Source organism: Streptomyces sp. NPDC051018, from assembly GCF_044456085.1.
In the GTDB taxonomy this organism is placed as follows: Bacteria; Actinomycetota; Actinomycetes; order Streptomycetales; family Streptomycetaceae; genus Streptomyces.
In genome coordinates this window covers 1-14,565 of record NZ_JBITFN010000038.1, presented here as the reverse complement: position 1 = coordinate 14,565, position 14,565 = coordinate 1, and the positions used below count along the sequence as shown (strand labels likewise).

General features: G+C 70.0%; 12 protein-coding genes and 1 pseudogene. 7 read left to right on the top strand and 6 right to left on the bottom strand.

What is annotated here, in order from left to right; all coding sequences use genetic code 11:
* Window positions 1-48 precede the first annotated feature (48 nt).
* Entirely contained in the window at window positions 49-636 is a 588-nt protein-coding gene (locus ACIBCM_RS34700) for a peptidase inhibitor family I36 protein (protein WP_399250351.1), read from the bottom strand.
* A 109-nt stretch (window positions 637-745) separates the two neighbouring features.
* Window positions 746-1,768 carry a helix-turn-helix domain-containing protein gene (locus ACIBCM_RS34695; RefSeq protein ID WP_399250349.1) on the bottom strand — a complete coding sequence of 341 codons (1,023 nt, stop codon included), beginning with the start codon at window positions 1,766-1,768 and terminating at the stop codon, window positions 746-748.
* 379 nt (window positions 1,769-2,147) lie between these two features.
* Between ACIBCM_RS34695 and ACIBCM_RS34690 the strand changes: the two genes are divergently transcribed.
* Both ACIBCM_RS34690 and hemB read left to right on the top strand, forming a co-directional pair.
* Complete coding sequence (locus ACIBCM_RS34690) at window positions 2,148-2,714, top strand: DinB family protein (protein ID WP_399250348.1); 567 nt, start codon at window positions 2,148-2,150, stop codon at window positions 2,712-2,714.
* A gap of 5 nt (window positions 2,715-2,719) precedes the next feature.
* Entirely contained in the window at window positions 2,720-3,709 is a 990-nt protein-coding gene (gene hemB / locus ACIBCM_RS34685) for a porphobilinogen synthase (protein ID WP_399250346.1), read from the top strand.
* A 189-nt stretch (window positions 3,710-3,898) separates the two neighbouring features.
* Here hemB and ACIBCM_RS34680 read toward each other — a convergent pair whose 3' ends face one another.
* Window positions 3,899-4,807 carry a glycoside hydrolase family 19 protein gene (locus ACIBCM_RS34680; RefSeq protein ID WP_399250344.1) on the bottom strand — a complete coding sequence of 303 codons (909 nt, stop codon included), beginning with the start codon at window positions 4,805-4,807 and terminating at the stop codon, window positions 3,899-3,901.
* Window positions 4,808-5,252: 445 nt separating this feature from the next.
* Here ACIBCM_RS34680 and ACIBCM_RS34675 point away from each other — a divergent pair, with 445 nt between their 5' ends.
* A complete protein-coding gene (locus ACIBCM_RS34675; protein ID WP_399250342.1) occupies window positions 5,253-6,131 on the top strand; it encodes an SDR family oxidoreductase in 879 nt (292 codons plus the stop codon).
* Between the two features lie 343 nt (window positions 6,132-6,474).
* On the opposite strand, the gene ACIBCM_RS34670 is transcribed toward ACIBCM_RS34675, so the two are convergent.
* Window positions 6,475-7,386 carry a chitinase gene (locus tag ACIBCM_RS34670; protein ID WP_399250340.1) on the bottom strand — a complete coding sequence of 304 codons (912 nt, stop codon included), beginning with the start codon at window positions 7,384-7,386 and terminating at the stop codon, window positions 6,475-6,477.
* 655 nt (window positions 7,387-8,041) lie between these two features.
* Between ACIBCM_RS34670 and ACIBCM_RS34665 the strand changes: the two genes are divergently transcribed.
* Window positions 8,042-8,314 (top strand): DUF1876 domain-containing protein, encoded by a 273-nt coding sequence (locus ACIBCM_RS34665; RefSeq protein WP_399250338.1) that lies wholly within the window; start codon window positions 8,042-8,044, stop codon window positions 8,312-8,314.
* 227 nt (window positions 8,315-8,541) lie between these two features.
* A complete protein-coding gene (locus tag ACIBCM_RS34660; protein ID WP_399250336.1) occupies window positions 8,542-9,180 on the top strand; it encodes a hypothetical protein in 639 nt (212 codons plus the stop codon).
* A 263-nt stretch (window positions 9,181-9,443) separates the two neighbouring features.
* On the opposite strand, the gene argS is transcribed toward ACIBCM_RS34660, so the two are convergent.
* Entirely contained in the window at window positions 9,444-11,213 is a 1,770-nt protein-coding gene (gene argS, locus ACIBCM_RS34655) for an arginine--tRNA ligase (protein ID WP_399250334.1), read from the bottom strand.
* Window positions 11,214-11,601: 388 nt separating this feature from the next.
* On the opposite strand from argS, the gene lysS reads away from it, so the two are divergent.
* Together lysS and ACIBCM_RS34645 are read left to right on the top strand one after the other, a co-directional pair.
* Window positions 11,602-13,398 carry a lysine--tRNA ligase gene (gene lysS / locus ACIBCM_RS34650; protein WP_399250378.1) on the top strand — a complete coding sequence of 599 codons (1,797 nt, stop codon included), beginning with the start codon at window positions 11,602-11,604 and terminating at the stop codon, window positions 13,396-13,398.
* A 200-nt stretch (window positions 13,399-13,598) separates the two neighbouring features.
* A pseudogene (locus tag ACIBCM_RS34645) lies at window positions 13,599-13,904 on the top strand (transposase); the annotation flags it as partial.
* Here ACIBCM_RS34645 and ACIBCM_RS34640 read toward each other — a convergent pair.
* Window positions 13,834-14,448, bottom strand: coding sequence for a hypothetical protein (locus ACIBCM_RS34640; RefSeq protein ID WP_399250332.1), 615 nt, complete (start codon window positions 14,446-14,448; stop codon window positions 13,834-13,836). The pseudogene ACIBCM_RS34645 and the gene ACIBCM_RS34640 sit on opposite strands and share 71 nt — an antisense overlap.
* Window positions 14,449-14,565: the final 117 nt, after the last annotated feature.

Genomic DNA, 14,565 nt, shown 5'->3' with positions numbered 1-14,565 from the left:
CGGATCACCGTGCGCCCCCGCAGGGCTGTTCAGAGAGCGTGGGTACGGTCAGCAGAGCTTGATGAAGTCGACCGGCCGCCAGTACTCGGTGTAACCCTTGCTGCGGGCCGGATCAGTGGTCCAGATGACCGTGTTTCCCGACATGGCCCGCGCTATCCGGGCGTGGCGCTGGTGGTTGTCCCATGAACCGGTGCTCGACCAGGGCATTCCGTAATGCACGGAGCAGGTGTGCATGTCGATCGCGTCGCCTGTGAAGTTGGTTCCGGAGTAGGCGCAGAAGTACCCGCTGCTCGCCCCGTACGAGTGGCAGTGGGGGTTCGAGGCGGTCCTTGTGCCCGGAAGGTTGCGAGGGTGCTTCTCGCCGGGGACCGTGACCCTCAGCGTGGACTCGTTGCCCAGGTCGATCGTATTGGGCGAGATCTGTGTGCCGCCCGTCTTCGTCAGGTAGCGGTCGACCTTGGCCTGGAGGGCGGTGGCCTCGGCGCTGGTCAGGCCCGCCGCCCGGGCCTGGGCGGTGAAGCCCTGGGGTGCCGCGCTCACCTGGGGTGCCCCCAGGGCGAGCAGCATCGTCACGGCGCCCGTCAAAGCGGCAAGGCTGCGCTTGATGTTCGTATGGTCGCGGTTGTGCCGTCGCATCGTGGTCCGGTGTCCTCTCAACTCGTCGACTCGGCGGCCTCCGGGGGGAAGCCGCTTCGGATGGGTACCGGAATCCGGATTTCCGGCTTCCGACCCTGCCCTTGGACGCTCAGAGAGTCATTGGATTTCCCTGCACACTTGTCGGCTGTTTGCGCATGCGTACGTCACGCAGGGCCATGTGCCGGTAGTCGCGCGGTGCCATGCCGTACGCCGTGCGGAAGGTTCTGCTGAAGTGGGCCGGGTCCGGGAAGCCCCAGCGTGCGCCGATGGTCTGGATGGGGCGGCCGGCGAGCCCCGGGTCGGCGAGGTCGTGGCGGCAGCGTTCCAGGCGGCGGTGGCGGATCCAGCCGGCCGGGGTGGTGTTCTGGGCCGCGAACAGGTCGTGCAGATGGCGTACGGAGATGCCGTGGGCGCCGGCGACGGCGGCCGGGGTGAGGGACGGGTCGTCGAGGTGGCGGTGGATGAAGTCGCGGATCTCGATCCACAGCGCGCCCTTGCGGGCCTCCGGGGACGGGGGCCGGCCGGTGTCCAGGACACGGCTGAGCAGGGAGCTGAGCAGCCCGGTGGTGGCATCGGCCAGGGAGGGGGCGTCGGCGGGGGTGAACTCATGGGCGCGGGCGTTGAGGTCGGCGAGCCAACGCGCGTACAGCGCGCCCACGCCCCGGTCCACGGGGAGGGGGACGGCGAGCACGCGCTGGACGGACCGTCGGGGCAGCGGCAGGCTCCGGCGGGGGACATGGACGACGATCGAGCAGGGGATGGCCTGCTCGCCCCTGATCCGCCCGTGGTACGGGGTGGAGCTGTCCGTGATCACCAGACGGCCGCCGCGCAGCCGTGCCTCACGCCCGGCCTGCGCCAGGACGCCCAGGCCCTGGGGCACGTAATGGAACTGGTAGACCTCCGGGTCCTCGCGCCGGATGAGTTTGGGGGTCCTGCTGACTTCCAGCTGGGAGCAGGTGAGTACCGAGACCGTGAGGTCGCCCAGGAACAGCCCCCGCATCCTGGCCCGGAAGTCGTCCGCACGGTCGCTGCGGAAGTGGTTGGGCAGATACCAGCTGTCGGCCGTCGCCTCGAACCGGGCGAACCGGTCGCGTACGGCCACCGAGTCCGTACTGAAGTCGGTCACGAGCATGACCGCACCGGCTTCCGGGCATGCCGGTGTGGGGGCGCGGAAGCCGGGTCCGACGGGCGGACGGAAGCGCGGCCGGCTCCCGTGGGCCGAGCCGTCCAGGTCGTCGACGGGTGGGCGGGGGTGGAGGCGGGAGCTGCGGGGGCTAACGGGATCGGCATGGGTTCTTGCTCCTCCTGCTCTCTCGGGGGCACCGGGGTCCGCCGGGGTGCCGCGGGCGTCCGTACGGAGGGGAAGCGGGCGGCCCGGCATGGACCGGACAAGAGTTCCACGCATCCGGGGCATATCCCAGATATGTCCCGGACATGTCAGCGATGTGCGGAACGAGCCGCCGCCGGGTTATTCGATTGTTCGCCCCCGGGGCCGGTGGCAGGCTCGTCCGATGACCTCTCCCCTGGCCTCTCCCCTGAGCTCTCCCCGTGCCGAACTGCTCGTCCGGCAGCTCGATCTCGTCTGGTCGCTCTTCGAGTACCACCTTCCGGAACTGGACGACGACGCCTTCCTCTGGGAGCCCGCGCCGGGCGCCTGGACGGTACGGGAGGACGGCGCGGGACGCTGGGTCCCCGACTGGCAGGTGCCCGAGCCCGACCCCGCCCCGACCACCTCGATCGCCTGGGTCTCCTGGCACATCGGCTACTGGTGGACGACCACGCTGAGGGAGTGCTTCGGCCCCGGCGCGCCCCCGCGTGAGGAGATCGTCTGGCCCGGCGGCGCCGAGTCCGCCGTCGCCTGGCTGCGGGGGCTCAAGGACGAGTGGCGCGGGGAGCTGGTCCGGCTCGGCGACGACGACCTCGACTCCACCGACCGCACCGCCGGCCTGCCCTGGGGCGAACCGCAGAATCTGGTCGACATCGCGGCCTGGGTGAACTTCGAGCTCGCCAAGAACGTGTCCGAGATCAGCCTCACCCTGCGTCTGCGCAAAGCCCCCGACGGGCGAGGCGTAGCGTAGGGGGCATGAGTGCGTATGGATCGTTTCCCGGGGCGCGGCCGAGGAGGCTGCGGACCACACCCGCCATGCGGCGCATGGTCGCAGAGACCCGGCTGCACCCCGCCGATCTGATTCTTCCGGCCTTCGTCCGGGAGGGGATCGATGAGCCCGTGCCGATCGCCGCGATGCCCGGAGTGGTCCAGCACACCCGGGATTCCCTGCGGAAGGCCGCCGTCGAGGCGCGTGAGGCGGGGGTCGCCGGGATCATGCTGTTCGGGGTGCCGGAGGCCGGCAAGAAGGACGCGGCCGGTACCGCGGGCACGGACCCCGACGGAATCCTCCAGGTCGCCATCCGGGACATCCGCGCCGAGGTCGGGGACGATCTCGTGATCATGTCGGATCTGTGCCTGGACGAGTACACCGACCACGGCCACTGCGGTGTCCTGGACGCCGAAGGCCGGGTCGACAACGACGCCACCCTGGAGCGGTACGCCGAGATGGCTCGGGTCCAGGCCGACGCGGGCGTCCATGTCGTCGGCCCCAGCGGCATGATGGACGGCCAGGTGGGGGTCGTCCGGGAGGCGCTGGACGCCATCGGCAGGCAGGATGTGTCGATCCTGGCGTACACCGTCAAGTACTCCTCCGCGTTCTTCGGCCCGTTCCGGGAGGCCGTCGGGTCGTCCCTGCGCGGTGACCGCAAGACGTATCAGCAGGACCCGGCGAATGTCCGCGAGTCGCTGCGGGAGCTGGCGCTCGACCTGGACGAGGGCGCCGACATGGTGATGGTGAAGCCCGCGGGGCCGTATCTCGATGTGCTGGCGAAGGTCGCGGAGGCCGTGGACGTTCCGGTCGCCGCGTACCAGATCAGCGGTGAGTACGCGATGGTCGAGGCCGCCGCCGAGAAGGGCTGGATCGACCGGGACCAGGCGATCCTGGAGGCGCTGACCGGGATCCGGCGCGCGGGTGCGCAGATGATCCTCACGTACTGGGCGACGGAGGTCGCGCGCACGCTCTGAGCCTCGGCGCAGCCCCGTGCGCGAGCGACCGTGGTGTGAACCGGTGCCGCCCGCGACCGGCGCCGGCCCGCCCCGACGGTATGGGCACAGGGTCGTCGGCCTGGTCGAAGTCCCTGGTGCCCGGCGGGTTCCGGTACGAACCGGAACCCGCCGGGCGCTGAGGGCGGACGCCCCCGGTGACGGGATTCCCTAACAGGAGATGTTCGAGCCCATCGGCACACCCAGGATCTGGGTGAAGTTCCGGTACCGGGTGATCCGGCTCTCCACCTGCCTCGGGTTCTTGCCGTCGCACTCCAGCGCGCCGTTGATCGACCGGATCGACTGGCCGAAGCCCGCGCCGCTCACCATCGCGTCATGGCCGGTCACCGGGCCGGGGCCGTCCTGGGTGTTCCAGTACCACAGGCCCGTCATCATGGCGACGGCCGGATTGCGCTCCACCTCCCACGGGTCGCGGAGGAGGTCGATGCCGAGATGGTCACCGGCCGTCTTGTAGTTGAAGTTCCAGCTCAGCTGGATCGGACCGCGGCCGAAGTACGCCGCCTGGCCCGCCGGGCAGCCGTAGGGCTGGCTCCGGTCGCAGTAGTGCGGGTAGTTGTCCTCGTTGATCTCCTTGATGTAGAACAACCCGCCCGTCTCATGGCTGATGTTGGCGAGGAAGGCCGCGGCCTCCTGCTTGCGCATCGTGTCCGTGCCGGTGTGGGCGAACTTCGGGAACGCCTTCATGGCGTCCGTCAGACCCTTGTACGTATAGAACGGATTCCGCTTCGGGAACATCTGGTTGAACTGCGCCTCGCTCACCACGAAGCTGTCCGGGTGGGGGTTCCCGCTGCCGCCGCAGGTGTACGGGTCCCAGTAATACGTGCTCACCACCGGGTTGTAGCCCGGATTGTCGCGCTCGGCGACATAGATCTCGCCGTCGGTGTACTTGACGATGTCACCGGTCCGGTAGTTGGCACCGGCCGACCAGGCGGGCGCGATGGCGCACTCGTCCACCGGGGTGGCGGCGCCGGCCGTCGCGGTCGGCATGATCGCGGTCGCCGCGAGCGAGCCTGCCGCGACGACGCCGACCATGAGCGCCTTCATACGTTCTCTGAGCACGACTATCCCTTTCGTGCGTCGACGGGCATGCCGAAGAGACCCAGTCGGGGATGGTGTCTCTCCTGGGCACGCCGTATCGGGTGTATGCCACACCCAAGCGGTCCTGAAGGGGTTCAGTCAAGGTATAGACCAATGCTGTTTTCTCAACAACCAAGGGGAAAGCAGCGGGCGTTGGCCTCGGGTGATGTGCACTCAGGGGGCGGTCCGGCGGCCTCGGGCGGGAGTTGGTACGGGGTGCTGGGCGGGGTGGTTCGGGGTGCCGTCGGAGGCGGCATGGGGCGTCGGCGGGGTGGTTCGGCGGGGCGGGTGAAGGGGTGCCGGCGGGGGCGGTTCCGTGTGCCGGGCCGGGTTGTTGCCGTCGGTTCCGTGTGCGCCGTGCCGATATTGCGTACACTGTACCGCGTACGCTGTACGGAGATATTGGCGCTCAGGAGGGAAGGCACTGATGACGATCCTGGTGACCGGCGCGACGGGACAGGTCGGCCGGCTGGTGGTGCGGGGGCTGGTCGGGGCGGGAGCCGACGTCCGGGCGCTGACCCGCGACCCGGCCGCGGCGACGGGCGTCCCGGACGGGGTGAAACTGCTGGCGGGGGACCTCTCCCGGCCCGACAGCATCCGGGACGCGCTGGCGGGAGTTGAGCGGATGTACCTCTTCCCGGTGACCGAGACCGCTTCCGAAGTCGTCGCTCTCGCAAAGGAGGCGGGGGTGCGGCGGATCGTCGTCCTGTCGTCGGCCGCGGCGGCGGACGGATCCGACACCACGTTCCACCTCCCGGTGGAGCGGGCTGTCGAGGAGTCGGGGCTGGAGTGGACCCACGTACGGCCGGGGGAGTTCATGGCGAACAAGATCCATCTGTGGGGGCCGTCCGTACGGGAGCGGAGGGTGGTGCGGCATCCCGGCCCCGATGACGTCTGGCTGCCCGTGCACGAGCAGGACATTGCCGATGTCGCCGTGACCGCGCTTCTGGAGGACGGTCGTGTCGGAGCGGCCCATGTGCTCCACGGGCCCGAGCCGATCAGTCTTCGCGAGCAGGTGGGCGCCATCGCCGCGGCCATCGGGGAGGAGGTCCGCATGGAGCGGAACACCCGGGAGGAGGCGCGGGCGGAGTACATCGCGCAGGGCGGTTTCGCGGCGGAGGCGGCGGACCTTCTGCTGGGCTTCACCGATTACGAGGGCAATCCCCTGGATCCGGCCGAGGACTCTGGGGAGGGCGGCTTCGATCTGTCCGCGTTCGGTCTGCTGCCGTCGCTGAACGATGCGATCGGCAGGCCCGGCCGTACCTTCGCCGAGTGGGCGCGCGACCACGCGGACGACTTCCGGTGAGGCGTGGCTTCGCGGTTACGGCGCGGGGGCGGTTCGGCGCGGGGCGGGTTCCGGGGCCGAGGGCTCGCGGGCCGAGGGCTTCCGTCGTGTGGACGGGGTGGGTCCGGGACCGGGCCGGCCTGATTCGGCCGGCCTGGTTCTGCCCGGCCTGGTTCGGTCCGGTGCCGGTGCCTGTGCCGGGAAAGCCCGACTGCGGGCCGGGGAAAGCCCCCGGCCCGCGGTTCCGTGGTGGTTCGGCGGTGGTTCGAGCGGTCCGGTGCCACCGTCCCGCGTCCGGCTGTTTCGGGCCCGCGGGCGCGGCAGCCCTGACACGGGCCGGCGGACCGACCCGTGTCATCGGCCGTCAGCAGTACAGGTTGGCGCCCGTCGGCACACCCAGGATCTGCGCGAACCGCGTGTAGTTGTTGACCCGGCTCTGGACCTGCGCGGGGTTGCCGCCGTTGCACTCCAGCGCGCCGTTGATCGACCAGATCGTCTGGCCGAAACCGGCCTGGTTCACCATCGCCGCGTGGCCGGTCATCGTGCCCGGGCCGCGCTGGGTGTTCCAGTACCACAGGCCGGTCTGCCAGGCGACGGCCGGCTCGTTCTGGACGCGCCAGGGGTTGTTGAGCAGATCGATGCCGAGGGCGTCGCCCGCCGCCTTGTAGTTGAAGTTCCAGCTCAGCTGGATCGGCCCGCGGCCGTAGTACGCGGCCTGGCCGGCCGGGCAGCCGTAGGGCTGGTTCCGGTCGCAGTAGTGCGGGTAGTTCGCGGTGTTCTGCTCCACGACGTGGTACAGACCGCCGGTCTCATGGCTCACATTGGCGAGGAAGGCCGCGGCCTCCTGCCTCTTGACCGTGTCGCTGCCGGTGTTGGCGAAGGCGGGGTACGAGGCGAGCGCCTCCTTCAGCCCCGCGTAGGTGTAGAACGAACTCCTGCTCGGGAACATCTGGTTGAACTGCGCCTCGCTCACCACGAAGTCGCCGGGGTTCGGGTTGGGGTTCCCGCCCCCGCCACCGCCGCAGGTGTACGGGTCCCAGAACCAGGTGCTGACGGTGGGGTCGTAGCCCGGGTTGTCGTGCTCGGCGATGTAGTACTTGCCGTCCGTGTACCTGACAACGTTGCCAGTCGTGTACCAGGTGCCCTGCTGCCAGTTGGGCGCGCTGGTACACGCGTCCGCCGAGGCGGGGCCCGCCGAGGGGAGCAGGCTCGCGGCCGCCAGTCCGCCGGCCGCGAGGACGGCGACCAGGAACGCTTTGACGCGCTGTTTGAGCACGAGTTCCTCCTTCGTGCATCAACGGCCTTGCCCGGAGGGGCGGTCGAGCTGTGGGGAGCCCGCCCGAGCAGGCCGTGGTGGGGGGTTGTGACCCCACTGAAGCGCGTTGACGTGAGCCAGTCAAGGTATAGACCAATGTGAATTCCTTGACGACTGCCGGGGGCGGGCGAAGTGTTACGGCCGCGAGGAAGCGGCGGAGGCCCTGAGGCCTGCCGGGTGAGGAGCAGGCCGCCAGGCGGGAGAGCCGGTCAGGGGCAAGGTCCTCCCTGGCCGTGCACGGCGCGACCCGCTCCGGCCGCCGGGTGGCCCCGATGCCCTCCGTACGGGCCCGGGGTGAACGCCGCATCACGCCGATGACCGTCCCGTATATCCCGATGGCCGTCCCGTACGTCCCGGTGCGCGGCCGAGGTCGCTCGGTGCGGCGAGCCCCGGGTCGTCACCGGTCCACCGGTCCACTGGGTGCCCGCCGGGCACGGCGAAGGCCCCGGTCTCCTTGAGTGGCGAAGGTGAGGTCTCCCCTCAGCCCCGGCAGGCGCTCCCCGCCTCATAGGTGCCGACTGTTTTATGAGGTATATGCCGAAAGGTGAGTGATGAGGGTGCGTAACGGTGGACGTCGGCGCACCCTGGACAGTGGGACCGCTGGAGGTGATCCATCATGCGGACACTCGCCGGATGGCATGTGGAGATGGAGTTCCGCGAGGAGGGCGGCGACCGGACCATGGCCGCCGCGATGATCAGACTGAGCGACGGTACGGAGATCCGGGGACACGGCAACGCCCAGCGCCACCCCTCCGACCCCGAGCAGTTGCGGGTCGGTGAGGAGATCTCGGGCGCGCGGGCTCTCATGGACATCGCGTCGCAGCTTCTGCAGAAGGCCCACACGGAGATCGACCAAGTCTCGGGCCACACCTCGCACGCGCTGAGGTGAGAGCCCGCGCACCGGAGGGCGCGTAGGTGCCGCTGTCCACGGCCCGGGTGAGGGCGGGAAGCGATCGATGGACTGCCCATGTGAACAGCGGCAACGCGCGCGGGTCAGGTATGCCCGGCCGCGCTGTCCCGGTGCCCTGATGCCCGGGGCCTTGGTTTGTGCTGCGGCTCCCCTCCCCAGCGGCCCCGCGCGGGACTAATCTGTGATACGCGCCACAATGACGGGTGGTGTGGGGGATCGGGGGCGTCATGGCGGGTCTGTACGGCACGGGGGAGCGGCCGTGCGAGCCGTGTCCCGGCTGCGGGCGCGACGACGGGCTCAAGAGCGTTCCCGCTGTGCACCGGGCGGCCCAGCGCGCGCTGTTCCTGCCCTGGACCGACGGCCGCAGCGGGCTCTACAGGGCGCTGGCCTGGGCCCCTCCGCCGCGGAAGCCGACGATGCCGCAGGCGCTGCTGGTCAATCTGATCGTCGTCGTGGGTGTGATCCTGTTTGTCGTCGGGCTGGCGCAGAAGCGGCGGGACGACGAACGGGCCGGGGAGGCGGAGCTGCCGGGCAGCACGGATCCCGCTCCCGAACCCGGCCCGGAGTTCCCTGCGCTGTGGTGGATCTCCCTCGCCATCGCCGTCCTGTACCTGGTCTTCTTCGCCTGGGCGACACAGCAGATGGTCTCCCATCAGAAGCTCCTCGCGGGGCGTGCGAACGCCCGGTTGATGTGGGCCTGTGCCTGGCACTGCGCGCACTGCGCAGGCGTTCACTTCCCGCAGGAGCAGCCGGCGCGGGCCCTGACCCTCCAGGAGTTCCGGACCCGGGTGTGGACCGCCGGTGGCTACGGCCAACTCGTCGGACGGTACCCTCCGGCCGTCTGACCAGGACCCTTGTCCTGGCCACCGTGCCGCCGTGCGCCCTGACGCCCCTCGCGGGCGTGGTACCCGCCGTGGCCTTTGCACCCACCGCAGCCGACCGGCCCCCGCCGGGCCCCGCGACGGCGGGACCGGCGGGGGCCGGTGGACGAGTACGGTCCGGCCGGTACGAGCGGCCGTGGTGAGCGGACCCGTACGGACCGGTGGTACGGACCGGTGGTACGGCCCGGTGCGGACCTGTACGGACGGCCGCGAACGGCTGCGGACGGCTACAGACGCTCGGGCGTACGGATGCCCAGCAGCGCCATGCCCCGCTGGAGCGTCCGGGCCGTGAGGTCGACCAGGAACAGACGGTTCTCCACGACCTCCGGGGGGTTGTCGTCGCTGAGCACCTGGCACTGGTCGTAGAACGTCGTCAGATGGGACGCCAGCTGGTACAGATACGCGGCCAGCTTGTGCGGCTCGTACGACGACGCCACCTCGGCGACCGTCTCACCGAAGCGGTCCAGATGCAGCCCGAGCGCCCGCTCGGCCGGGGCCAGCGGCAGCTCCGGGTGCGCGACCGGCTCGGTGCCGCCCGCCTTGCGGATGATCGAACGGATACGGGCGTACGCGTACTGCAGGTAGACGGAGGTGTCCCCGTTCAGCGACACCATCTGGTCCAGGTCGAACTTGTAGTCGCGCACGGCGGACGTCGACAGGTCGGCGTACTTGATCGCGCCGATGCCGACGTACTGGCCGTTCTCCACGATCTCCTGCTCGCTCAGGCCCACCTTCCCGGCCTTCTCATGGACGACGGCGGTCGCCCGCTCGACGGCCTCGTCCAGCAGGTCCACCAGCCGGACCGTTTCGCCCTCACGGGTCTTGAAGGGCTTGCCGTCCTTGCCGAGCACCGTACCGAACGCGAGCTGGACCGCGGTGACCTCGTCGTTCAGCCAGCCGGCCCGGCGCGCGGTCTCGAAGACCATCCTGAAGTGCAGTGACTGACGGGCGTCCACCACATACAGCAGGGTGTCCGCGCCCAGGTTGCGGACCCGGTCGCGGATGGCGGAGAGGTCGGTGGCCGCGTAGCCGTAGCCGCCGTTCGACTTCTTCACGATCAGAGGGGTCGGCTTGCCGTCCTGCCCCAGCACATCGTCGAAGAAGACACAGAGCGCGCCCTCGGAGCGGACCGCGACGCCCGACTCCTCCAGGATCCGGCAGGTCTCCTCGAGCATGTCGTTGTAACCGGACTCGCCGACGACGTCCGGGTCCCGGATCTCCATGTCCAGCAGGCTGAAGACCGAGTAGAAGTAGATCTTCGACTCGTCGACGAACCGCTGCCACAGCTCCAGCGTCTGCGGCTCCCCCGCCTGGAGCGCGACCACCCGGTCCCGGGAGCGGGTCTTGAAGTCCTCGTCGGAGTCGAAGAGGGCGCGCGACGCCTTGTACAGCCGGTTCAGCGACGACATGGCCTCCTCGCCGGAGACCTTCTCGCCCTCCTTGTGGTCCAGCTCGTGCGGGTGCTCGATCAGATACTGGATGAGCATGCCGAACTGGGTGCCCCAGTCGCCGATGTGGTGGCGCCGGATCACCTTCTCGCCGGTGAACTCCAGGATCTCGACCATCGCCGCGCCGATCACGGCGGAGCGCAGATGCCCGACGTGCATCTCCTTGGCGACATTCGGCTGCGCGTAGTCGATCACCGTCGTGCCGGGGCTCTGCGCGTACGGAACGCCGAGGCGGTCGTCGGCCGCGCGGGCCGCCAGCGTACGCGTGATCGCCTCGTCCGAGACCGTGATGTTCAGGAAGCCGGGTCCTGAGACCTCGATCTCCCGGAGCAGATCGCTCGTCCCGATCGCGTCGACGACCTTCGCCGCCAGCTCGCGCGGATTCCCCTTGAGCCGCTTGGCCAGGGCCAGGATGCCGTTGGCCTGGAAATCGGCCCGGTCGCTTCGTCGCAGCAGCGGGTCGGCGGAACCGGCCTCCGGCAGGGCTGCCGAGAGGGCGTCCGCGAGGCGCTGCTGCACATTCGAAGCGAGGGAAGGGACCGAGGCCATGAGCTTCCGTTCCTGTCGGGGTGGATGTCTGTGCGGAGCTGTGTCCGCTGGGTGTCTGCCGGGTCCGGACCGATGCCGGGCCGGCGTCCGCGTCGGGGCCGGACCGGCGTCTCGACCGGTGTCGGGAGCGATGTCCGGATGGCCCGGTGGCCGGTCCGGCCCGGTGTCCGGGGGGACGCCGGGGGTGGCCGCGGGATCATCGCTCCGTCGGTTGTCAAGTGTCCCATGGGGCGGCAACCCGATTCTCCCCGGTTGTGGACAACCCCGGTTACCGGCCGGTTGTGGACAACCCCGTGACCCCCTGCCTGTGGACGGGCCGGGAGCCGGCCGATCCGTCTGGGAGAATGGGTCCATCCCGGATACGAGCCGGATGACGAGAACGAAGGACGTGCCGATCGTGGCTCAGAGCAGCACCGAGACCGACTGGGTCTCCCGTTTCGCGGACGAGGTCATTGCCGATTCGGAACGCCGTGCGCCTGGGACCAAACACCGGGGCGCCCCCGCCGCCCCGGCCATCGTCGTCGCGTCCGGTATCTCGCCCTCCGGGCCCGTCCACCTGGGCAACCTCCGCGAGGTGATGACCCCGCACCTGGTCGCCGACGAGATCCGCCGCCGTGGTCACGAGGTACGGCATCTGATCTCCTGGGACGACTACGACCGGTTCCGCAAGGTCCCCTTCGGCGTCGACGGGGTCGACGAGAGCTGGGCCGAGTACATCGGGCGGCCCCTGACCTCGGTTCCCGCGCCCAAGGGCTCCCCGCACCCGAACTGGGCCGAGCACTTCAAGGCGGCTCTCGTCGAGTCCCTGGCCGAGCTGGGCGTCCAGTACGAGGGCATCGACCAGACCGAGATGTACACCTCCGGTGCCTACCGCGAGCAGATCCTGCTCGCGATGCGCAAGCGGGGCGAGATCGACGCGATCCTCGCCCGCTTCCGTACGAAGAAGGACCCCGGAAAGGACGGCCGGTCCGGACCGGACCCGAAGCGGCAGAAGCAGCAGAAGTCGCAGAAGCCCGTGGACGAGGCCGAACTGGAGGCCGCGGAGGGCTCCGGCGCGGCGACCGAGGACGACGGCACGGGATCGGCCGGATACTTCCCGTACAAGCCCTACTGCGGCGGCTGCGACAAGGACCTCACCACGGTCACCGCGTACGACGACGACACCACCGCGCTGACCTACACCTGCGCGGCCTGCGGATTCACCGAGACCGTCCGGCTGAGCGAGTTCGACCGCGGCAAGCTGGTGTGGAAGGTCGACTGGCCGATGCGCTGGGCGTACGAGGGCGTCGTCTTCGAGCCCTCCGGCGTCGACCACAGCTCGCCCGGGTCGTCGTTCCAGGTCGGCAAGGACATCTGCCCGATCTTCGGCGGTGAGCGCCCCATCGGGCCGATGTACGCGTTCGTCGGTATCAGCGGCATGGCGAAGATGTCCTCCTCGAAGGGCGGGGTCCCCACCCCCGCCGACGCGCTGAAGATCATGGAGGCGCCCCTGCTGCGCTGGCTGTACGCGCGCCGCAGGCCCAACCAGGCCTTCAAGATCGCCTTCGATCAGGAGATCCAGCGGCTGTACGACGAGTGGGACAGGCTCGCCGCCAAGGTCACGGACGGCACGGTGCTGCCCGCCGACGCGGCGGCGTACTCCCGCGCGGTCCGTACGGCCGCCGGTGAGCTGCCGGGCACCCCGCGGCCGATGCCGTACCGCACGCTCGCGTCCGTCGTCGACATCACCGGCGGGCACGACGAGCAGACGGTCCGCATCCTCAGCGAGCTGGACCCGGCGAATCCCGTGGGCGATCTGGACGAGGTCCGCCCCCGGCTCGACCGTGCCGAGAACTGGATCACCACCCAGGTCCCGGCCGATCAGCGCACGGTCGTGCGCACCGAGCCCGACAAGGAGCTGCTGGCGTCCCTCGACGACGAGGCCCGTGAGTCGCTGCGGCTGCTGCTGGAGGGCCTGGACTCCCACTGGTCCCTCGAAGGGCTGACGACGCTGGTGTACGGCGTTCCGAAGGTGATGGCCGGACTGGCGCCGGACGCCAAGCCGACACCGGAGCTGAAGGTCGCGCAGCGGACGTTCTTCGCCCTGCTCTACCGGCTGCTCGTCACCCGCGAGACCGGACCGCGGCTGCCCACCCTGCTGCTCGCGGTCGGCACGGACCGCGTCCGGAAGCTGCTGGGGGCGTAGGGCCCGTCCGGCGGATCATCGACCGCGGCAGCCGGGCCGGGGCGGTGATCCGCCGGAGGCGACCGGGGACGGGGTATCGGGCCACAGCGGGTGTCAGGCCGTGGAGAACCTGGCGACGTACTCGTAGAAGGGTTCGATGCCGGCTTCCGCACGGAGCTTGTCCATGCGCTCGGGCTCTGCACAGGGCCACGGAACGGGTGAGGACCCGGTTCGCCACGGCTGGAGGGCTGAAGGCGTACGCAGGCTCGGCCCCGATCACGCGAGCCTCCGGCAAACGCCGCTACGTCGGACGCCGGTTCGTCAGGAACAATCGGCTCAACCACGTCGGCCACCTGTGGGCCTTCGCCTCTCTCACCGGTTCCGCTGGCGCGGACGCGCACTACCGGCGTCGCCGGACAGGCGGGGATCGGCACATGCAGGCTCTGCGGCACCTGTTCAACCGGATGCCTGGCCGGCTCCACCACTGCCTTCGGACGCGCGGTCTGTTCGACGAGGCGATTGCCTTTCCGGCAGGCGCCGCCACGGGGTCACTTCCGGGAGGTCCTTCTCCGGCACGGCCTTGACGAGACCCGAGCTGACGGGACGCTCGTCGTTGACGAGAATGAGGCGGTTCTTGGCCCAGGTATCGAGCCGGTCGCATGCCCAGGCCGGGTCGTACGCTGCCGTGGGCAGCTGGGGTATGCGCTTACGGCCGGTGTCGTCGAGCCGGTAGGGGACGTCGAAGGCTGTGTTCCAGCCGTCCAGGTTCGCGGCAAACCGTTCTTCCGCTTCTGCTGGACTGATGCTCAGGTACTGGGCGATCTCTGTCCAGGAGCTGCCTCGCTCGCGCTCGTAGATGACGGCGGAGGCCAGAGCGCGCTCCGCGAGTTCGATCAGCTGGGATGCCTGGCTGACCCGGCCTCCGGGACCGGTGTCAGGGTCGTTCTCGGTAGCGATCAGACCAGTGGCGCCATCGGCGACGTCCGCTGCGTGATCGCACAGAACGAGGCGGGCGAGCGCCTGGCGGGTGAATCGGGCACGGTCGGCGTCATACGGAGTCGTCTCAGTCACCCCCACAACCTTGCGGGCCCTAGCTAGTGCCGTATCAGGCAATGTTTGCCTCGTGACGGCCCGCCGCGTGGGTGGTTCCCTGCGTGGCGGGCCGAGGCCAGAATGATCACGTGGCTG

Bases quoted from the DNA above. Each gene is read 5' to 3' on its own strand.
- ACIBCM_RS34700 (WP_399250351.1), bottom strand. From the start codon at position 636: ATGCGACGGCACAACCGCGACCATACGAACATCAAGCGCAGCCTTGCC.
- ACIBCM_RS34695 (WP_399250349.1), bottom strand. From the start codon at position 1,768: ATGCTCGTGACCGACTTCAGTACGGACTCGGTGGCCGTACGCGACCGG.
- ACIBCM_RS34690 (WP_399250348.1), top strand. From the start codon at position 2,148: ATGACCTCTCCCCTGGCCTCTCCCCTGAGCTCTCCCCGTGCCGAACTG.
- hemB (WP_399250346.1), top strand. From the start codon at position 2,720: ATGAGTGCGTATGGATCGTTTCCCGGGGCGCGGCCGAGGAGGCTGCGG.
- ACIBCM_RS34675 (WP_399250342.1), top strand. From the start codon at position 5,253: ATGACGATCCTGGTGACCGGCGCGACGGGACAGGTCGGCCGGCTGGTG.
- ACIBCM_RS34665 (WP_399250338.1), top strand. From the start codon at position 8,042: ATGCGGACACTCGCCGGATGGCATGTGGAGATGGAGTTCCGCGAGGAG.
- argS (WP_399250334.1), bottom strand. From the start codon at position 11,213: ATGGCCTCGGTCCCTTCCCTCGCTTCGAATGTGCAGCAGCGCCTCGCG.